17 protein-coding genes and 1 pseudogene are annotated in these 20,659 nt (G+C 52.8%); 11 read left to right on the forward strand and 7 right to left on the reverse strand.

Going from position 1 to position 20,659, the window contains the following annotated elements:
• Positions 1–197 (forward strand): annotated as a pseudogene (locus LQZ19_RS13115) (Rpn family recombination-promoting nuclease/putative transposase); the annotation flags it as partial.
• Between the two features lie 220 nt (positions 198–417).
• Here LQZ19_RS13115 and LQZ19_RS13120 read toward each other — a convergent pair.
• Positions 418–1,515: an InlB B-repeat-containing protein gene (locus tag LQZ19_RS13120; protein ID WP_411048126.1), complete on the reverse strand. Its 1,098-nt coding sequence runs from the start codon at positions 1,513–1,515 to the stop codon at positions 418–420.
• A 91-nt stretch (positions 1,516–1,606) separates the two neighbouring features.
• Here LQZ19_RS13120 and LQZ19_RS13125 point away from each other — a divergent pair, with 91 nt between their 5' ends.
• The 6 genes from LQZ19_RS13125 to LQZ19_RS13150 all read left to right on the forward strand — a co-directional run bounded on the left by LQZ19_RS13125 (position 1,607) and on the right by LQZ19_RS13150 (position 8,720).
• Positions 1,607–1,969: a helix-turn-helix domain-containing protein gene (locus tag LQZ19_RS13125; RefSeq protein ID WP_411048127.1), complete on the forward strand. Its 363-nt coding sequence runs from the start codon at positions 1,607–1,609 to the stop codon at positions 1,967–1,969.
• An 85-nt stretch (positions 1,970–2,054) separates the two neighbouring features.
• Positions 2,055–4,001, forward strand: a complete 1,947-nt coding sequence (locus LQZ19_RS13130; protein ID WP_411048128.1) for an outer membrane protein assembly factor BamB family protein — start codon at positions 2,055–2,057, stop codon at positions 3,999–4,001.
• A 108-nt stretch (positions 4,002–4,109) separates the two neighbouring features.
• Positions 4,110–5,678, forward strand: a complete 1,569-nt coding sequence (locus LQZ19_RS13135; protein ID WP_411048129.1) for a P83/100 family protein — start codon at positions 4,110–4,112, stop codon at positions 5,676–5,678.
• A gap of 4 nt (positions 5,679–5,682) precedes the next feature.
• Positions 5,683–6,666 carry an FtsH protease activity modulator HflK gene (gene hflK / locus LQZ19_RS13140; protein WP_411048130.1) on the forward strand — a complete coding sequence of 328 codons (984 nt, stop codon included), beginning with the start codon at positions 5,683–5,685 and terminating at the stop codon, positions 6,664–6,666.
• On the forward strand, positions 6,666–7,649 hold the full coding sequence (hflC, locus tag LQZ19_RS13145) for a protease modulator HflC (RefSeq protein WP_411048131.1): 984 nt from the start codon (positions 6,666–6,668) through the stop codon (positions 7,647–7,649). Before hflK ends, hflC begins: the two co-directional genes overlap by 1 nt.
• A 30-nt stretch (positions 7,650–7,679) precedes the next feature.
• The gene (locus tag LQZ19_RS13150) at positions 7,680–8,720 is read left to right on the forward strand and encodes a tetratricopeptide repeat protein (RefSeq protein WP_411048132.1); all 1,041 of its coding nucleotides are present in this window, start codon (positions 7,680–7,682) and stop codon (positions 8,718–8,720) included.
• A gap of 49 nt (positions 8,721–8,769) precedes the next feature.
• Here the strand turns inward: LQZ19_RS13150 and LQZ19_RS13155 are convergent, their stop codons facing one another.
• Positions 8,770–10,632, reverse strand: coding sequence for an alpha/beta hydrolase family protein (locus tag LQZ19_RS13155; protein WP_411048133.1), 1,863 nt, complete (start codon positions 10,630–10,632; stop codon positions 8,770–8,772).
• A gap of 469 nt (positions 10,633–11,101) precedes the next feature.
• Between LQZ19_RS13155 and glpK the strand changes: the two genes are divergently transcribed.
• Together glpK and LQZ19_RS13165 are read left to right on the forward strand one after the other, a co-directional pair.
• Positions 11,102–12,586: a glycerol kinase GlpK gene (gene glpK, locus LQZ19_RS13160; protein WP_411048134.1), complete on the forward strand. Its 1,485-nt coding sequence runs from the start codon at positions 11,102–11,104 to the stop codon at positions 12,584–12,586.
• 119 nt (positions 12,587–12,705) lie between these two features.
• Positions 12,706–13,059, forward strand: a complete 354-nt coding sequence (locus LQZ19_RS13165; RefSeq protein WP_411048135.1) for a hypothetical protein — start codon at positions 12,706–12,708, stop codon at positions 13,057–13,059.
• Here LQZ19_RS13165 and nudC read toward each other — a convergent pair.
• Positions 13,056–13,892, reverse strand: a complete 837-nt coding sequence (gene nudC, locus LQZ19_RS13170; RefSeq protein WP_411048136.1) for an NAD(+) diphosphatase — start codon at positions 13,890–13,892, stop codon at positions 13,056–13,058. The two genes, LQZ19_RS13165 and nudC, sit on opposite strands and share 4 nt — an antisense overlap.
• A 96-nt stretch (positions 13,893–13,988) precedes the next feature.
• Between nudC and LQZ19_RS13175 the strand changes: the two genes are divergently transcribed.
• Positions 13,989–14,366 carry a hypothetical protein gene (locus LQZ19_RS13175; RefSeq protein ID WP_411048137.1) on the forward strand — a complete coding sequence of 126 codons (378 nt, stop codon included), beginning with the start codon at positions 13,989–13,991 and terminating at the stop codon, positions 14,364–14,366.
• Complete coding sequence (gene amrS / locus LQZ19_RS13180; RefSeq protein WP_411048138.1) at positions 14,363–15,448, forward strand: AmmeMemoRadiSam system radical SAM enzyme; 1,086 nt, start codon at positions 14,363–14,365, stop codon at positions 15,446–15,448. Before LQZ19_RS13175 ends, amrS begins: the two co-directional genes overlap by 4 nt.
• A gap of 115 nt (positions 15,449–15,563) precedes the next feature.
• On the opposite strand, the gene LQZ19_RS13185 is transcribed toward amrS, so the two are convergent.
• The 4 genes from LQZ19_RS13185 to ileS are packed head-to-tail and all read right to left on the reverse strand — an operon-like array spanning position 15,564 to position 20,414.
• Positions 15,564–15,875, reverse strand: coding sequence for a zinc-ribbon domain-containing protein (locus LQZ19_RS13185; RefSeq protein WP_411048139.1), 312 nt, complete (start codon positions 15,873–15,875; stop codon positions 15,564–15,566).
• Positions 15,876–15,877: 2 nt separating this feature from the next.
• A complete protein-coding gene (locus tag LQZ19_RS13190) occupies positions 15,878–16,189 on the reverse strand; it encodes an FmdB family zinc ribbon protein (protein ID WP_411048140.1) in 312 nt (103 codons plus the stop codon).
• Positions 16,190–16,200: 11 nt separating this feature from the next.
• On the reverse strand, positions 16,201–17,160 hold the full coding sequence (locus tag LQZ19_RS13195; RefSeq protein ID WP_411048141.1) for a hypothetical protein: 960 nt from the start codon (positions 17,158–17,160) through the stop codon (positions 16,201–16,203).
• A 2-nt stretch (positions 17,161–17,162) separates the two neighbouring features.
• On the reverse strand, positions 17,163–20,414 hold the full coding sequence (gene ileS / locus LQZ19_RS13200; RefSeq protein ID WP_411048142.1) for an isoleucine--tRNA ligase: 3,252 nt from the start codon (positions 20,412–20,414) through the stop codon (positions 17,163–17,165).
• Positions 20,415–20,659: the final 245 nt, after the last annotated feature.

Raw genomic sequence — 20,659 nt, forward strand, 5'->3', positions numbered from 1 at the left:
CGGAATCCCGGGAAAAGTTCCTGTATGACCAATATCACCGGGAAAAGGAATCCTACGAAAAAGGCTGGAAAGAAGCTGAGGAAAAGGCCTATCAGGAAAAGCTGGAATCCGCTCGGAAACTCAAGGCCAGGAGCTTTTCCGGTGAGGAGATTGCCGGCATTTTACAACTCGTACCCGGGGATATCGCCAAGCTCTGAACCACGAAGAATAGTTTTTGGATTTTTTATACATAGATGACTATTCAGATATTTAGGCCAGCCTGGACAGAATGGAAAATTTAAACGCCCGGAGCGTATGACTCCGTTTAGTTTGCCATATTAACAATACGCCCCCGCAAATGGCGGGGGCGTAAATGTCAGTCAGGGGCACTCTTGTGTTTATCGTCAGCTATACTGTCAGTCGCTTCCGCCCACATCATTACGGAGTGATCCAGTAGGAAGCATTGCCGCCTGTACCCGCCGCAACGAATTTCCCACCGCCATAGGCTATGCAATAGATATTATCAACGCCATGTCCCCAGCCGTTTACGGCGGTCCAGGTTATGCCGTCGGAGGAATATGCCGCTTTCCCGTTATCACCGACCGCGACAAACTTCCCGTCGCCGTAGCTTATGGCATTAATGTGGTCGCTTAAACCGAATGTTGTGTTGCTTACCATAGTCCAGTTTATGCAATCACTGGAATATGCTATTTTCCCAGTTTGGCCAACCACGACGAATTTATTATTACCATAACTTATGCCATTGATACTATTGAGGCCAATTATATTGTTGGTTACGGCATTCCAGTTTATACCGCCATCGCTGGAATACGCCGCTTTCCCATCGGATCCAACCGCGACGAATTTATTGTTACCGTAAGCTATACCCAGGATGGAGGAGGTCAAATTCGAAGCGCTTGTAAGAGTCCAGTCCCAACCGTTGGGAGAATAGGCTATCTTTCCGCTTTCACCAACAGCGATGAACTTTTCGTTACCAAAAGCTATGCCATAGATATCAGAAGAGCCAAATTTCGTGTCAGCCGGAGCTACATGAGTCCAGCTTGTACCATTTGTGGAATACGATATGCGGCCGGAATCGGTAACCGCGACAAACTTCCCGCTTCCGTAAGTTACACCGTAGTAGGTGTATTGGTAGATACTAGAACCCATGGGGTTTACACCGGTCCAGCTTGTACCGTCGGTAGAATATGCCGCCTTCGTACTTCCACCGGCCATGACAAACCTCCCGCCGCCATAAGCTATACCCCAGATGGTACTGAAGCTGAATTTTGCATCGCTTACCGGAGTCCAATCATCGTCCCCGCCGGTACCTAGCGTCCAGTGTGCATAAAGGGTAGTATCCTCGGTAACAGTGTAGGATGCGCCTACATCTCCAACTCTGGTCCCGCTGTATAAACCGGTATACCAACCTTCAAATGTGTAACCGCTCCGCGATGTGACCGGCAAAGTGATTTGACCGCCGGAGTTTGCGATCTGTGCCGCTACCGAGCTTCCTTCATTTGTGTAAAAGCTCACCGTGTAGATTGTTCCACCCTCGATATCGTATAAACGTATCTGTCAATGGAATCCGATAAAAAACAGGCATTTTCAAGTCCGATGATAAATTATGGATGAATACAATGCGGAGATGTTCTGGAAACGATATAAAAATTTGGCAGAGAAGGATCTTCCGGTTATTCTGAAAACAAGTATAAAACAATCAACACTTTCGACTTGGAGGATTGAGAAAACTTTCCCAAGAGCGGATCAAGCGGTAAAAATTGCTACTTCCTTACATACTTCCGTAGAATTCCTCGTAACAGGGCAGGAGCAGGAACATTCAACATGCTCGCCGGAAGCTCTTGAAGTTGCCGTACAGGTCGATAAACTGAATAATGAAGGTAAAAAAGTCGCATTGTCAGTGGTAAAAGGGCTGGAAACCCAGTTCCCTTTAGACAATTTCGCCTCTATAAAGGCGGTAACTGAATAGAATTCCCATTACCCGGTACTCATTGCTGCCGGGACTCCCCCATTATGTATCATTTCCCCATCGCATTTTCCCGATACTGTATTATATGAAACCGAAAACGCGGCTCTTCCTTTTTTGCGCCATCCTCGGGCTTTTGTCCCCGGCCATCGGGGCTCAACAAGCGCCTTCCTGGCGTCAAGCCCTGGGGGGAGCGGTGATCGGTGTTCCTGCCGCCCAGGCGGAGTCGGTGGTGGCGATCTGTGATGGGGGAACTGTGGAAGCCTATAGCCGCCATGGGGCTCACCTTTGGAGCTTCAATGCCCGGGGCCGGCTAAGCCCCTACCTCACCCGATCACCGGAAGGGACCAGCTATGTATGCCGAACCAACGGGCTCCTTATCGCCCTAAACCGAATAGGCCGGGAAGTATGGCGGGTCAACCTGGGAAGTCCCATCACGGCGCCGGTTCTGACGGGCTGGGATGGGCGCATCTTCGTCCCCACGGCAACCCAAATCGCCTGTTATACCGCCTCGGGATTCCTGCTTTGGTCGAAGCCCCTGAACAGCGACCTTGCCCTTAAGCCCCAGCCGGATAAACTGGGCGGCCTCCTCACGGTCTGCAGTGACGGGCAGCTCCTTATCCTGGGCCCCTACGGAAATGTTATAACCCGGCGCTTGAACGAAATGCCCGCCGCCGTCCTTCCCCTGGATGCCGCGGCCGCAGAGCTGCTCGCCCCCGGCGCTTCCAGGGCTGCCGCGGATATCGTGAAGGCCGCTGCCGAAGAGGCCGCCAAGCTTGCCGCCGAAGCCAAAGCCGCCGCAATCCGGGCTAAGGAGGCCGCCGGTAGAGCCGCTGCAGCCGGCGCTAAAAGCGCTGAGGAGGCTGCCGTTGTTGCCGCCTTAAACGCCGCTGAAAAGACACGGGCCGCCGAAGAAGCCGCCGCACGACGGCCTCCGGTATTCTATGGGGATGAGCAGACCGTCCTGGTGATATATAAAAGCGGTCAGGCCGAATCGATCCGCTGGTACAACGACGGGGAAAGCGCCTTTGCCGCAAGCTTCCCCAGCCTGGGTTCCGCCCCGCTGACGGCGGTAAACCGGGGGGACACTATCGGGGCGGTCATGGCAAACGGTAAGGTACTCCTCTTTTCCGTAGCCGAAGGACGGGTCCTCTGGTCCGCAGACGGTCCTGCCGGGAACAGTTCCCCCGATGCCGCAAACGCATCCCTACTCTATGATGAGCGGGGAATCTACGCCCTCACCAGGAACGGCGCCGCCGCGTATGGGATCGATGGGAAGCGGCTCTGGACCCTGCAATCCCAGGATGCGGTAAGCCCTCCGGTCTTTTCCGACGAGGGGATGCTCTACTCCGGGGGCAGCGATTGGGTCCTCTACGCCTACCACATGGAAGATACCGTTAAAATCCGGAAACAGTCCCTCTACGGACCGGCGGCAGAAGGCAGTTACGGCAATGGCGATCCCCGGCCTTCACCCTGGGCTGCGGACAATGACCGGTATGAACCGGCGGTAATGGGTGAACGGCTTGATCGCATCTCCGCCGCCATACGGAACGGCCAGGTTGGGGCCCACGAACGGGACTACACAGCCTACCTGATGGAAGTAGCCGGAAGCTTGGCGGAGGCCCCGATGAATCAGTCTCTGCTCCATCCCCTGGTCCATGTTCATTACCGGGTGGAAGCAACCAGGCTCCTGTCCTATATCGGTTCCCGGGAAACCATACCCTTCCTGGCGGATCTCTGCCGCAACGACCCGGACCCCGTGGTCAAGTCCACCGCTGTGGAGGCCATCGGTTATATCGGGGTTGATCCCGAGGGAAGCGCCTTTTCCGCCTTTACCGCCCTCATCTTCCCCCTGGGCCCCACCAAGGACGAGCGGCTCATGGCCGCAATAGCCGCAGCCACAGGTTCCCTCTGCCGCTTTTCCGGCCCCCCCTTAAGCGAAAGCGGAACCCGTATCCTGACCGCCCTGGCCAGCCTGGGTCCAAGCTTTGCCCAAGCCGTAGCCCGCCGGGAACTAAACTCCCTCTACTACTAAGCCGGGAACGCGAACGCTATTGTAAACAATCCCTTTTCCCGCCATACTATGTAGAAAGGAGAAGCTGGACCCGGGTCCGGTGATTCATTTAGTCCGAGGAGTGGTTATATGATCCCACATAGATATATAGGCTTATTTACCCTGATATTGGCCCTGGTTCCCTTGGCGTCCCTTTTCCCGCAGGTTGATTCCGGAGAATTGGAGGAAGGGCAGGAACCGGTGGAATTCATTAACTATGAAGGACCCCAGAGCCGTATCGAAAGCCGGGCGCAGATCCGGAGTATCGGGTTTGCCCTAGGCCAGGCCGTTCGGTCCGGCGCCTCCAACACCGGGGCCGGCAGCCGTTACTTTGTGATCCACTCGGTGAGCGATCCCGAAGGGACTAAGCTTGACGCCGATATTTTGGGACTCGGGCCTAATGTGGGGGTGGATCATATACGCAACCTCCGGCTGATCATCCAGGGCTATCTTGAAGGGGCTTACGCATACAGCCAGCAGGATGCCGCCACCCTGGCGCAGTTTATCACCATTTATAATGCGGTATTCCGTGGAAAATGGGATTTCTGGAACTCGAAGTATAAAACGCCGGTAATCAAAAACCTGACCCCGGAGAAGGTGGGGCTTTCCACCCGCTATGATCAGTGGCCGGGAAACGCACTCATAGTGATTCCCCTCCAAACCGCCCTGGCCGGTTCCCTCAGCGCCATTGATACCAGTACGCTGACCGAAGGCGAGGTGATCGATGAAATGCGCCAGGATGATGATCGCGGCATTCCCCCGCGGCGTGATATGGTTGATATCAAGGAACGGGAAGCCGACCAGGCGGAACAGAAAGCTGCGGAACAGCGGCGGGATGTGGTTAAGGAAGAACAGGCTATTGTCCGGGACCGGCAGGAAAACGCCGAGGAGCGAAAGCAGATTGAGGAAGACCGGAAACAGGTCCGGGAGGACAAGGAAGCCGGCAAGATAACGGAAGAGGAAGCGAAGAAAACTGAGGATGAACTTACCGCCCGGGAAGCCGCTTCTGACGAAAAGGAAGAGGAGTTAACCCAGCGGGAAGAGGCGCTGGAAGAAAAGCGGGAAGAAGCCCAAAAGTCCGAAGACTTTGCGGAACAGAAGGCCGCCGAAGCCCAGGAGGAACGGCGGGAAATAGCCCAGGATCAGCAGGGCATTATCAACCAGGAACTTACCCAGGAGCCCACAGGAATACTGGGGATGAACCTGTTAAACGCCGATTCCGCCCTGGGACGACTTGTACGGCTCGCGGCCGATTCAGCGGATGTGCTTAAATCTTCCGCCATGGATAACATCAATGCCCGGACCCTCACCCTTATTGACGGGAAGATCCTGGCGGTGGCCGGGGAAAACCGGGGTAATAGCGCCATTCGGCTGGTGGAGATCAATCCCGCTACCCTGGAGATGATTGCACAGGGGGATGATGATATCCACCCACGGAGTCTCCTCTGGGTAAACGGTTCCGATATCTACGCCCTCACGGTTTCTGCGGATGGTCTCTTCTTAGGCCGGTATAATACAAGCCTTGCCCGCCAGGCGCGGTCAAGCGTCACGGTGCATCCCTTTGCCACGGTGACCTTCCACGACGATGTACTTGTTACTCAGAACACCGATGGTCAGCCGGTTGTTCTCAATACTCTGAGCCTGACCGAAAGGAAGTAGCTTTATGCAGAATGTAACGCCAGGAATGGTGTCGAAGTTTTTGAATCCCCTAACGGTGATTTTGATTGCCGTGGGGATCCTGGTGGTAGCATTATTGGGAACCAGCGTTTATATTGTGGACCAGACCGAAGAATCGGTAATAACCCGGTTCGGGAAGTTCCACAACATCAACGGGCCGGGGCTCCATATCCGCCTGCCCTTTGGCATAGACAAGCAGTACATCGTGAATGTCACCTCCGTACAGACCGAACAGTTTGGGTTTCGGACCCTGAAAAGCGGCGTCAGTTCCACCTACTCTAACCTTACCGGCGAATCGACCATGCTCACCGGAGACCTCAATATCATTGAGGTGGAGTGGATCATCCAGTACCGTATCACCGACCCGAAGGCCTGGGTGTTCAACGTAATGGAGCGGACCGAAACCATCCGGGATGTTTCCCGGTCGGCCATCAATATGCTGGTGGGAGATCGGGCCATCATGGACATCATGGGCAGCCAGCGGAGTACCATCGAATCCGAAGCTACCGCCTTTATGAACGAAACCTTCCGGGGTTATGGCCTGGGGATCGCCGTGATCGCCGTAAAACTCCAGAATATCGATCCCCCCGCCGGGGTTCAGGAGGCCTTCGACGATGTGAACAAGGCGGAGCAGGATCAGAACCGGCTTATAAACGAAGGCCAGCAGGCCTATAACGCGGAGATCCCCCGGGCCAAGGGCGAGGCGGATCGCCTGGTCCAGATAGCCCAGGGCTATGCATCGGAGCGGGTTAACCGGGCTAACGGCGACGTGTCCCGTTTCAATTCGGTGTACGATGAATACCGCAAGGCTCCCGATGTAACCCGGCGGCGGCTTTACTATGAAATGATAGAAGAGGTGTTCAAGGATGATACGGAAACGGTGATTATAGACCGGAACTTTAACAATTTCCTGCCCCTGCGGGATCTCAATGCGGAACGCGCTCCCCGCGCGCCCCAGGGAGGCCGTTAATGAAAAAAACACTTTTAGTACCCATAGTCATCGCAGTAATAATAATCGGAATTATATGGGCGGGCCCCCTCTATGTAATTGATGAGGGTGAACAGGCGGTCATCGTTCAGATGGGCCGGCTGGTAAATGTGGTTACCGATGCGGGGCTCCATGTAAAGATCCCCTTTATTGAAGAGGTGGTACGCTACCCCAAACGGATCATGGCCTGGGACGGGGAACAGAAAAGTATGCCCACCCGGGAGAAACAGTATATCTGGGTTGATGTTATCGCCCGCTGGCGGATAGCGGACCCGCAGAAATTCTACGAATCCATCTCCACCATCAGCGGCGCCTATTCCAAACTGGCGGAGGTTATCGACTCCGAAGTGCGGACCGTGGTGGCCGAAAACTACCTGCGGGAAACGGTACGGAATTCCAACCTTATCCTGGAACAGCCCGAGACCGCCGACAGCCTTGGTATTGGGGACGGCATTGACGAATCGGAGCTGCCCACCCTGATCCAGTCTTCCGGCAGCAAGGAACCCATACAGCGCGGCCGCCGTCAGCTGGCGGAGGAGATCCTGGAGCGATCCCGCAGGCTGGTCCCCGAGTACGGCATCGAACTTATCGATGTGGTAACCCGGCAGATCCGCTACTCCGATGAACTGACCCAAAGCGTCTACGCCAGGATGATCAAGGAGCGGAACCAGATAGCCCAGGCCTTCCGGTCCGACGGCGAAGGTAAAAAGGCTGAGTGGATGGGCCGCATGGACAATGAGCGCCGGTCTATCCTTTCCGCGGCCTACGAAAAAGCCGAGGTTATCCGGGGAACCGCCGATGCGGAGGCCACCAGGATCTACGCCGACGCCTATACCCGGGACCAAAACTTCTTCGACTTTTGGCGGGCGGTGGAATCCTACCGGACAACCATCCCCAACTTTGACAAGACCCTCTCCACGGACATGGATTATTTCAGGTACCTCTACTCTCCCCTGGGACGGTAAGGGGAAAACGGTTTAAGGAGGAATTATAGGATGATGGGAAGGAATAAATTAGTTTCCTTGTTTTTAACCGTAATGCTGTTGTGCCTATTCTCCTTAGAAAATCTTTGCGCCGATAACCTCAGTTATAATGAGTACATTAACCGGGGTATACTCTATGCGGATCAGAAAAACTACGATTCGGCAATTGGGTATTACAACCAGGCGATCCGGCTTAACCCTAACTTGCCCGAGGCCTACAACAACCGGGGTTCCGCCTACGCCGTTAAGGGTGAACAGATCTGGGCGCTTGCGGACTTTACCGAGGCTATCCGGCTTAAGCCGAACTATACCTTTGCGTATAACAACCGGGGGCTGATCCATACCGAGCGGGGAGACTATGAACAGGCCCTGAGCGATTTCAGCCAGGCCATCCTCATCGATCCTGTATATGCCAAAGCCTACCGGAACCGGGGGGACGCCTGGATGCAGAAGGGCGAGTACGACCGGGCCATCGGCGATTATGACCAGGCGATCCGGCTTTCCCCGAGCTACGCCAAGGCCTACGGCAGCCGGGGCAGCGTCTACGCCAACAGGGGCGAATACGACAAGGCCGCTGCGGATTATAACCAGGCTATCAGGCTAAATCCGAATTACGCTGAGGCCTATATAAACCGGGGAAATATTTATTACGACATAGGCTATACGAACCGTGGGCTGGAAGATTATACCCGTGTATTGGACATCAACCTAAGTTACGGGCCGGATATGGCGAAGTCCTATGCCAACCGGGGGCTTGCCTACAATAATATAGGAGAATACAAACAGGCTCTGGCGGATTATAATGAAGCCATCAAACTCAGACCAAACCTGGCCGCAGTCTTTAAACACCGGGGAGTAACCTACGCCAATCTTGGCGAGTACGATCTCGCCATTGAGGACTTTACCCATGCCATCATGCTTAATCCAAATTATGCATTGGCTTATATCAACCGGGGGAAGGCCTACTCACAAAAGGGATTATACGATCAGGCCCGAATCGACTATCATCAAGCGGTAAGGATCAATCCGAAATACGAAGCAATTTATTATTAACACAAAAAAAAGTCTGTCTATACTTTCGGTATAGACAGACTTTTTTGAACTAATTAGAAATAATGGTAAGGGTATTGGTACAACTGATAACGGTTACCAATATGCCATTGATGATTCCCGCAAGATAAGGATTTCTGGTTTCCTTATAAATTTTACGGGATACAATTCCCGCTACCGCAAGAATAACAATGACGGGAAACTGCCAAATACCTCCAAGGTGCCCAAGGGGGTATTTGCTGCCGGTAAACAAAAGCTCCCCGGCCTTGAAGAAATAGCAATACTGCAATAGCACCAGGATTATCGATGCAAGGCTGTTAAATAGCGCCAATACCGCAATGTTAATCCATTCCGCATTTCCCAGTTTGTTATAATTAAAAGCATTAATAGAAACAGAGTTGGCAACATAGTAGATGAGGAATAAGGGGAGGTAAGGCAGGGCTACCAATAGCTTGTCCGCAGTAAAGGGTTTTATCGCCAAGGCCCATACCCGGAAATCGGTTTTAAAGAAGAAGTCGGAAATAAACACCCAAAGGTAGGTTACGGCCACTACAAGAATAGACAGCCCTATGGTTTTAAACAGGGTATTACGATGTATCAATGCTCCGGATGCCCAGAGGTCCTGACCATTCTTTTTACCATAGTTTTTATATGAAAGAACCATCAATATAATCGATATAATACCGCAGAACGCCGCCCACAGACCGATACCGTAGGGAGGCCTTTGCCAGAAAATCGACGGTTTATGATCGATGGACCAGGTAAGTATATGAAAATAGAAGACCGCAGAGAACAGGGTGGCAATTACCAATCCGCCCCAGAACCAGAGCTTGCCCTGCCCCTGAAGACTGGGACCGATAACCACCGGTTTATCCGCTTTGAGGGAAGCAAATGCCGGGGTTTTCAGCATAAGCAGCGTAAACTGAAGAAGGAAAAAAACAAAGCCGACTAATCCGATCGCATTGAACACCACCTTGAGCTGCCATATCTGGTTTCCCGGAGGAAGAGGATTCGGAGCGTCCAGAGCCTTGCTAAAGAATTCAACACCGGAAGCCACGGTTGTTTTTGAGAAATGGTTCCAGGGATGAATTTGATTTGGTGTATAAATAACCCGGATAGATGACTTGCCGTTGACCTGTCCGGTATAGATAGTATCCGCAACCCGTTTGTCCAGGCTGTTCTTGTAAGGATCCTGTCCGAAATGCAGGAACGATTGTGCATCCGGGGTTCCAATATAAGTACGGGGAACACTTACCGTTCCGTCGGGAAATTCCCTGCGGAAGAAAAATTCATCATACTTGGCGGCAATAACACCGGTTGCGCGATCGCCGTAGACATTCCAATACTCGTTATTCGCAGGATTGCGGTAGGTCGGATCATTAGCCACTAAAAAAGCTGCTGCTACCAAGGGCACCGGCGCTTTATTGTCATCCTCAATTGAAAGGTTAACCGCACGGGCGCCGTTAGAATGTCCGGTGATGCCGATTTTCGATTTGTTTACATAGGGAAATGTAGCCATAAGGAGAACAGCATCGTACATTCCGGTACCGTTTTTATCCCATCCGGTGGGACTAAAATCGTAATAGGTATCGGGATCAATACCTAACGGAGCTTCGGAATTACCATGTCCGTACATATCAATGGACATAACCACAAAACCCCTGCGGGCATACTCAACAAAATTCAGATCCTGCATTTCCCGGGTATTGTACCAGCCGTGGCTGGTAACTATCGCCGGCGCCGGGTTATTTGCCGTAGCATTGGGAGGGATCAGTAATAGTGCGCTCATTTGATGGCCCAAAGATGTTTCCCATCGAAGATCCTTCACAATTACGGAACCTCCGGAGGTTTGAACAAGATAGGCGCCAATCATACTCACCACCAGCAAAATGATTGAACAGTAAAATTTTTTCACAGCTTCTCCTTATGAGGCGCTTCCGGGATTAGATTGTCCGAAAAGCGCAGGCTTAAAATTATGTAAAGAAAAATCTTTACTAAAAATGACGGAGGATCTTTATAAGCAGCAGCAATATTTCTATTATTTTCCTCCAAAAAATAAATGTTCTATATAATCTGCTGCCTTTAGAGGCACTCCATCATTACTACCAATTGAAAAAATGGGCATGACAAAAATACATTTGTCATGCCCATACTCTAATTCTCTTGAGCACAAATATCGGTTCGAGACCTTAATTTTCTACATTATACACCTGATATTTGAGGTTGTCAAATAAAAAAATCGCTTTTTGCAAAAGATTCATCGCCATTTACAACTTTTTGGGCCCTTTATATGGATTATCCATTTTTAAAAAAAACTCTTGCGGGATTTTTTGTCCGATGATATACTGCGTCTTTGTTATAGAAACAAATTTTTGGAGGCTATTGTGGGTAAATATGTTTTAGCCCTGGATCAGGGAACTACCAGTTCACGGGCCATACTTTTTGACCGGGCTCAGAATATTGTTGGGGTAACCCAAAAAGAATTTGTCCAAATTTACCCACGGGAAGGTTGGGTTGAACATGATCCCATGGAGATCTATTCCTCCCAGTACGCAGTAATGATGGAACTCCTTACCCAATATAATGTAGCCGTCGAAGATATCGCCGCCATGGGGATTACCAACCAGCGGGAAACTACCATACTTTGGGACAAAAAAACCGGCAGGCCCATTTATAATGCCATTGTATGGCAATGCCGCCGAACCGCAGATATCGTGGACGCCCTGGTTAAGGAAGGCATGGGGGAATATATCCGTAAAACCACCGGTCTGGTGCCGGACGCCTATTTTTCCGGGACCAAGATCAAGTGGATACTGGACCATGTGGAAGGCGCCCGGGACAAAGCCCGGCGGGGGGAAATCCTTTTTGGCACCGTGGATACCTGGCTTATATGGAAGCTCACCAACGGAGCGGTCCATGTTATTGATTATACCAACGCCTCCCGGACCATGATTTTCGACATCCATGCGCTCAAGTGGGATGATACGCTCTTGTCAGCCATGGACATCCCCCGGGCCATACTTCCCGAGGTCCGTCCTTCAAGCTGCGTTTATGGGACCGTAAATATCCAGGGGACGGATATCCCCATATCCGGGGATGCCGGCGACCAGCAAGCCGCCCTTTTCGGTCAATGCTGCTTTGATAAGGGGGAGGCAAAAAACACCTACGGTACCGGCTGTTTCCTCCTGATGAATACGGGGAATAAAGCTTTTGAAAGCAAGAACAACCTCTTAACCACCATCGCTGCGGGGCTTACCGAAAAGGTCCAATATGCCCTGGAGGGGAGCGTCTTTGTGGGAGGCGCGGTGATCCAATGGCTTCGCGACGAGATGCGGTTCATCACCGAAAGCGCCGATGCGGAATACTATGCCAGTAAGGTGGATGATACCGGCGGGGTATACCTTGTACCGGCCTTTACAGGCCTCGGCGCTCCTTACTGGGATATGTACGCCCGGGGCTGCATCGTAGGGATTACCCGGGGAACCCGGCGTTACCATATTATCCGGGCGGCGGAAGAATCCATCGCCTATCAGAGCCTTGATCTGGTCCAGGCTATGGAAAAAGATACGGGAACTAAAATCACTGAACTCAAAGTGGACGGCGGAGCAAGCCGGGATGGTTTCCTTATGCAATTCCAGGCGGATATCATGGATGGGACCATCCGTCGTCCCCGGATACGGGAAACCACCGCCCTGGGCGCCGCTTATCTGGCAGGGATTGCCACAGGCTTCTGGACCGGAATTGAAGAAATCCGAACGCTCTGGCAATGCGATACGACCTTTAACCCCTGCATGGACGGGGAAAAACGGGAAACCCTCCTGTCCGGCTGGCATAAGGCTGTGGGTAGAAGCCGCTCCTGGTCGGAGTAGATTCCGTATTTTATTCTGTCATAATAATTCTCCGGTGATGGTATATGCTGAAATTTGCTTTACCGTCATATTGTTATATTCTTCATTTATGATATACTGGATATTAACGGGAGACTATAATGAAGCGTTTATTGGTTATTTTTGTTGTTCTGGGAATTACCCTTAATGTGGTTTATGCTGAGAATATTGATAAATCCCAGTATAAAGAAGTTAGCCTTACGGAGTACAAAGCCGCCGGAGTAGTTAAGGATCGAGAGGACACGGAAAAATTCAAGCTGACGCTGAAATTCCTGCTTCAAGCTGCAAATAGCGTTGCCCTCCAGGATGGAGAAAACCTGCTTCAGCGTTTTAACTGCGAAGAAAAACTGAGTTTTACCAAGGGACAAGAAGTTACCCTGTATGTCCATTCGGTACACACCCTTGAAGGCGTCTGGTTGGAAGAGGTAATAGATTTAATAGAAGCTGCGCATTAACCAAGGGGCTCCAGCCACTGGTTTATAATAAACCGGGCTATCGAGCCGTTACCGGGCAGGTTTGGTAATTGCTCTCTGGTAAACCACTTGGCATCGAGGATTTCCTTTCCGTCCGGCTTAAGCTCACCGCCTGCATATCGGGCGGTGAATCCGAGCATGAGGGAATTGGGGAAAGGCCAGGGCTGAGAAGCGACATAGCGGACCCGATCCACCTCAATATTTACCTCTTCCTTAATCTCCCGGACGATGGTGGATTCAAGATTTTCTCCCGCCTCAACAAAGCCCGCGATAAGGCTGTATACTCCATTGATAAAATTGGCATTATGGGCGAGTAGGGCTTCGTTCCGGTCATTGGTAACCAGTACGATAACCGCCGGGGATATGCGGGGAAATTCCAGCCTGCCGCAGACCGGGCACCGGCGGGCAAGTTCGGTAGCGGAATCGCCGTTGAGACTGCCGCAGCTGCCGCAGTAGGCAGACTCCCTGCGCCACTGCATGATATGGTAAACCCTGAACAGTATCCCCTCGGGACTGTCTCCGCTGACTACCCCTCTAACAACCGCAGAAAGGGTCTGCCGTAGGGGAGCGCTTCGCCAGCCCACGGGCAGGGGAGCATCATTTTCCAGCATAAACCCCGCCACAGGGCCCTTCCCATCAATCCGGGGTATCTCATAATACCCCGAAAAAAGCCACTTTTCCGGGCCTCCGAAGACATCAAAGATCAGATCCCGGGATAGGGGATTAAGTGCTTTTGCGTCCTCCCTGTTATCAGGAAAAACCAGGTTATTCCCCTGAAAAACATAGGCTTCCGAAGCCCCTTCTACTGCCGCCATAACGCCTCCCTCTTTTATCGCATGGTATCTCAAATCTATCTATTATACAACTTGATGGTCCGTCCTTTACGCTTTATAGTATAGCAAGGAGGATTTATGAGCATAGTCAGTTACCTGGAAACATTACCCCTGAATGAGATAACCAAATATGCAGGCGGCGCCCCCAAGGGCAGCGTGCCCTTTACAGGTTATCCCCGGCAGCATCCGTCTGAAAAAAACAAATTCATCCTTATTTATGATCCCCTGGGGGAAAACACCAAAATTCTTGAATTTAAACTGGAGGATGTTCTTTTTATGGAAAACATCCATTCGGCGGTTACCGAATCCGGGGAAGGGGTACCCCTGGCTAAGCTGTGGATCCGCAAGGGCGCCCACGGGGTTATCCTGGAGCCCTTTGAAGTAGATGATCCCCTCCATTTCGCCAATAAAACCAAGGAACTCCGGGAACGGTTCGTACAGGTCCATCATCGGTGAATGCATCCGACAAAGCTGGCGGTCCCACCGCCCGTTTTGTTTCGCCGGGGCAGAACAGGGCCCTGTTATGCCGGCTTTGTCCCCGGCAATGCCTCATTCCACCGGGAAGCTTTGGTAAATGCGGGGTTCGGGAAAACAAAGGCGGCAGGATGGATATCCCCCTATCGGGGTTTATCACAGCCCTTGGGATGGACCCAATTGAAAAAAAGCCCCTCTACCATTTCCGGCCGGGTTCTTCCATTTTGTCCATGGGTTTTGCCGGGTGTAACCTCCACTGTCCCTTCTGCCAGAACTGGCGTATTTCCCAAATAGAAAACCAAAGCTCCCTGTCATCCGGACGTCATCTTTCCCCGGAGGATGTCCTGGCCATAGTTAAGGAACGGAAACTTACCCAGATCGCATACACCTATTCTGAGCCGCTTATACACATTGAATATCTCCTGGAATGCATGGCCCTGTGCCGCGGAGAAGGGATTGCCAATGTACTGGTCAGCAACGGCTGTATTAACCCTGAACCGGCGGCGGAGATCCTTGCCTTAACCGACGCCGCCAACATAGACCTCAAGTGCTTTTCCGAAGAGACCTACGAAAAGGTCCTTGGAGGAAAGCTGGGAACGGCGCTGAACTTTATCGAAACGGCCCATGCCGCCGGGGTTCACCTGGAAATAACCACCCTTATCGTGCCGGGGCTTAACGACAGCGATGCCGAAACCTGGCTCTGCGCGGAATTTATCGCCGGCCTTTCCCGGGAAATCCCCTGGCACCTTTCCGCCTATCACCGGGACTACCACTGGGACGCGCCGCCCACAAGTCCCGCCTCGCTGGCCAAAATCGCCCGCATGGGCCGGGAACAGCTTTCCTACGTATACACCGGCAATATTGCCGGAGAAACCAACGACACCCCCTGCCCGCACTGTGGTGCAATACTGGTATCCCGCCGGGGCTATAGTATAGACCGTAACGGCTTGACGCAGAAACAAGCCGAGGGGAAACAGGTTTACTGCTGTACTACGTGCGGAGAAAAAGCGCCAATATCCGGAAATTCAAGAGTAAAAAACCGCAAAGGCACAGAAGTCGAATAAGGAAGGGAGGGAGGAAGGGAGGAAGAAAAAGTATATTTTCTCTTAATACTTTTTCGCCTTCTGCTCTTTTAATTGACCGCGATAAGCGGTCTTCTTTGCGGTTTTTTACCCCTTACTATAATTGCCTCATGAGTATCACCAGGACAGCCGCAAAAGCCAGGATGGCCAGGGCGTAAGCCCAGAAGGGCAGAGAACCGGCGGGAAATTTTTGGGGAGGGGCTTTTCCCGGCTTGGGTATGGGGTTATTACCGGAGCTATCGGCGGTGTAGCCACAGACGGGGCAACCGGCGGAAAAGAGCTGTTCTTCACCCTCAAACCCGCAGGCCGGGCAGAGTATATTGGCGAAGGAGCGCCCGCATTTGGGACAGCTTTTTGAATTCCGTTTAACCTCGGCGCCGCAATTTTCGCAAAAAAACCGGGCGCCCATAACTAGGAGTTGACCGCCTGGGCGTTTGCAGCGGAGTTCCCTGCGCATCCGCCTGATTCGGCTTTAGCGCAGCCGGCGCAGGCAGATTCAGCAGGCTTGGCGGAGGACTTGGATGAGGAAGAACCGCCGCTCCGTTTGGAATTATCGGTTACATAAAAGCCGGAGCCTTTAAATATAATGCCCCCGCCGCCGTTGATTAGCCGGCGTACTTCCTTACCGCATTGGGGGCAGATCTTTAGGGGATCATCCTTCATGCTCTGAATAATTTCAAAAGAATGACCGCAGCTCTTGCATTCGTACTCGTAGGTGGGCATTATCGTTTTCCTTATTGGTTTGAATATACTGCAAACCGGTTAAAAAGTAAAGCTATCCCTTCGGCGTTCATCGGCCTGGTGTGGATAACCAAATCCGCTTCTTCCTGACTCGGCGGATTCACCAGGAGGGGACGCAGAACTTCGAGGAATTCCGGCTCCACATCAATATCGGGGCTGTCCACATGGACCCGGACAAAGGCTAAAAGAGCCGCCAAAGCCTTGGCCTGGTTGGGATTTTGTGTCTCCACCCGCAGCTGTAATTCGTACAAAGTACTGTTATCGGCGCTATCGAAAGCTTCGGCATCATCGTCATCCGGCTCCTGCCCTGAGGATTGGATGATTGCAAAAAGTATCCGCTCCGTGGGAATACGAACAGGTATCCCCGTGATGGAGAGGAAATTATTAATCGGGGTTCCGGCATTTTCCAGCCACCCTAACACAATGGCCTCCCAGCGAATTTCATTCAGCTTTTCGGGCAGCAAAAGCGGCTGCCCGTCAGTAAAGGGGTCACCGTCGGAGACAAAGGCATGGGCGCCCTGCAGGGACACCGAAAGGCCGACGCGGGAGGAATGCCAATATTTCCTGCCGGTCTGGGAAAGGGTCTTTTTCCACTGGGGGCTAAAAAACAAGCCTACGCCGCCGGGAATAGTACCCTTTTTCCGCCATGCGTGGAGAATCATATCTCTGGAAGTTCCATTGGGATATACGGCCCCGGAAAGGAAATCTACCTTTTGTAAAATACGCTCAGCCTGTTTCATATCAACATCTTTCAGGACAATTTGGTTCAGTATGGGCCGGGCCCGGTTAACATCGGTATAAAAATACGCCAACCCGCCCGGAGCCAGATAATCAAATTCTCCTGCCGAAGAAGCGGGGGGCGGCGTTTTTGGCGCAGAAGCGCAGGATGACAAAAACAGGACAACTACGATTCCGATTCCCGGAAAATTTCTAAAAAGTATTCGGGATACCATTATTACACCTTCTTTAAACTAACCAGCCACTGCTCGGACTTGTTAGGTCCGCCGGACTCACTGGGTCCGCCTTCCCCGGCATCGATAGGGGTCTGGCCGTCAACCTTGGCCCACTCTACGGATTTTGCCAAAGTTTCGGCAGCCACATACTCGGCGAATGCTTCCCACGCAGCTTTAAGCCGGTCAGAGCCAAAAAGCACAAGGGTTATGCGATCCGTTACTTCCAGCCCCGTATCTTTTCTGAGGTTCTGCACCCCACGGACCAGGTCCCGCACATCCCCCTCCCGGGAGAGTTCCTCGGTAAGCTCCGTATCCAGGCCCACCGTGAGGGTCCCCTCGTTCAGGACCCGGAGCTTGGCCCGTTCGATGCGCCTGATATCAAGCTTCTCCGCGGTGATATCCACGGAACGGCCCGCCACTTCGATGGACAGGACGGCCCCTTCCAGAAGGCCCTGGATCTCGGACTGGCTCAGGGCTTCGATACGGGTTGCGGCGGCCTTCATATCCTTCCCCAGCTCTTTGCCGAGGAGGCGGAAATTGGCCTTGGCCTGGTACTCCACCAGGTCTTCCTCGTTATCCCGAAAGACCACGGACTTTACGTTCAGCTCCTCCCGGATGATGTCTTCCATTTCGAGGAGCACCTTCTTTTCGTCCAGATTCCGGGTAACCAGCTCCACCGTTTTCAGGGGCTGACGCACCTTCAGGTTGTACTGGGACCGGAGTGAACGGCCCATGGAAACCGCATGTTGAACCGCAGCCATCTTAAACTCAAGCTCCCGGTCCCGGCGCTCTTCCCGGGGCACGGGAAAATCAGTCAGGTGTACCGATTCCTTTTCGCTCTCAAGGCGTAGGTTACGCCAGATAGCGTCGGTGGTAAAGGGCATAAAGGGCGCGGCAACGGCTATCAGGGTTTTGAGGGCGTCGTAGAGGGTACCGTAGGCTTCGGACTTGTCGGCGTCATTCTCGCTGCGCCAGAAGCGGCGGCGGGAACGGCGTATATACCAGTTGTTCAGGAGGTCGATGAATTCCACGATGGGGTCAACCGCCCGGGAAAGATCGTAGGCATCCAGGGCGGCGCCCACCTTTTCCGTCAAATTTTCCGCCGCGGAAAGTATCCACTTATCCAGGGGATTAGCGGGATTATCCGGCGCGCCCGCGGGGCTGACCTTATCGATATTGGCGTAGGTAACATAAAAACTGTAGGCGTTCCACAGGGGGATGAGTATGCTCTTCATCACATCCCGTACACCCTCGTCGCTGTAACGCAGGTCATCGGCCTTAACCACCGCCGAGTGGATCAGGAAAAGCCGCAGGGCATCGGCGCCAAAGGCATTCACCACCTCCATGGGGTCGGTGTAGTTTTTAAGGCTCTTGCTCATCTTTTTGCCGTCCGCGGCCAGCACAAGCCCCGAAACCACACAGTTCTTGAAGGCGGGTTTTTTGAAGATCGCCGCCGCCAGAATAGTAAGGGTGTAAAACCAGCCCCGGGTCTGGTCCAGACCTTCGTTGATAAAGTCCGCGGGGAAATGGCTATCAAAAAATTCCTTGTTCTCGAAGGGATAGTGATTCTGTCCGTAGGGCATGGCGCCGGATTCAAACCAGCAGTCCAGGACTTCAGGAATCCTGTGCATGGTTCCCCCGCAATCCTTGGATCCGCCGGGCACGGCTTTGCAGGGGATAGTAATCTTGTCAACAAAGTGTTTGTGTAAATCCGTAGCTTCTACGCCGGATAGTTCCTTCAGTTCCTTCCGGCTCCCCACACAGATAGTCTTGCCGCAGTCCGGGCACTTCCAGATGGGCAGGGGGTTCCCCCAGTAGCGGTTCCGGCTGATGGCCCAGTCCCGGGCGCCCTCCAGCCACTTCCCAAAGCGGCCTGCCTTGATATGCTCCGGCACCCAGTAAATCTGATTATTGGCGTCCAGCATATCCTGCTTAATTTTTTCCACATTAACAAACCAGGACCCCACGGCCCGGTAGATCAACGGATGGCCGCAGCGCCAGCAGTGGGGGTAGGCGTGGAGTATCTGCTCCCGCTTAACAAGCTTCCCCTCCGCCTTGAGCCGTTCCATGATGGGCTTGTCCGCATCCTTCACAAAAATTCCCTGATAGTCCGGCACCTCCGCAGTAAATCTGCACTCGGCGTCAATGGGGCAGATAACCGGAACCCCGGTACCCTTGAGCACCCGGGCATCGTCCTCGCCAAAGCCCGGAGCGGTGTGGACTATGCCCGTACCATCGCCGGTGGAAACAAAGTCCCCGGGATAGGTACGGAAGGCGTTTTGCTCCGCCGCCTCTTTAAAGTAGGGAAACAGGGGTTCGTATTGGATACCGATAAGGTCCGCGCCCTTCTGCTTCCAAATAACGGTGTATTCATCGGGGCTTTTGTAGTAGGCCTGAAGCCGGGCTTCCGCCAGGATGTAACGCTGGGGATGGGCGGGAAGCACGTCACCGGCGTCCTGGACCAGTACGTAGTCGATGTCCGGGCCAAGGGTCAGGGCCAGGTTTGACGGCAGAGTCCAGGGGGTAGTGGTCCAGGCCAGGAGGTAGGTGGAACCGTCCGCCAGGCCATTCAGGCCGGGCTGGGCCGAAGCGGGACTTCCCGGGACTATACCGGTCACCTTAAAGCGGACGGTAATAGCCGGGTCGTGGACATCCTTATAGCCCCCCAGGTTGAGTTCGTGGTTGGAGAGCACCGTGGAACAGCGGGGGCAATAGGGCAGGATATAGTGGCCCTCATAGAGCAGGCCCTTTTCCCAGAGGGACTTCATGACCCACCAGATGGTTTCCATATAGTCCGGGTCCATGGTTTTATAATCATTGTCAAAATCAACCCAGCGGCCCAATCGGGTAATCACCCGCCGCCATTCATCGACGTAGCGCAGCACCGATATCCGGCAGGCTTCGTTAAATTCCGCCACCCCGAACTTTTCGATATCCGTTTTGGAATTGAGCCCCAGTTCTTTTTCGATGAGGTTTTCCACCGGCAGCCCGTGGCAGTCCCAGCCAAAGCGGCGTTCCACCTTCTTTCCCTTCATGGCCTGGTACCGGGGAATGATATCCTTTATGGTACTGGGTACAAAATGGCCAAAATGGGGCATACCGGTGGCAAAGGGGGGGCCGTCGTAGAAGACATACTCCTCCGCTTTATCCCGCTGGGAGATAGATTTCTTGAAAATATCATTTTTTTCCCAAAAAGCCAGGACTTCTTCTTCCAGCTTGGGGAAACTCACCTTAGGATCTACCGACTGATACACCGTTTTCCTCCGCTGGGGTATTATGGCATAGAAGATGATTCTTTTCCAGTATTGTAAATTCAACTACGGAGCTCAGGGATAAAGACCGAGAGGAAGACGGAGAGGAAGACCGAGAGGAAGATAAAACGCAGAGGACACGGAGGAGACACAGAGGACGCAGAGGAAGACCGAGAGGAAGAAAACCACGGAGTGAACTTATAATTTTTTTAGTGTAAACGGTAATCATAGGGGGACTCTGTCTTCCC

The sequence above is a fragment of the Treponema primitia genome (assembly GCF_046533075.1).
In the GTDB taxonomy this organism is placed as follows: domain Bacteria; phylum Spirochaetota; class Spirochaetia; order Treponematales; family Breznakiellaceae; genus Termitinema; species Termitinema primitia_B.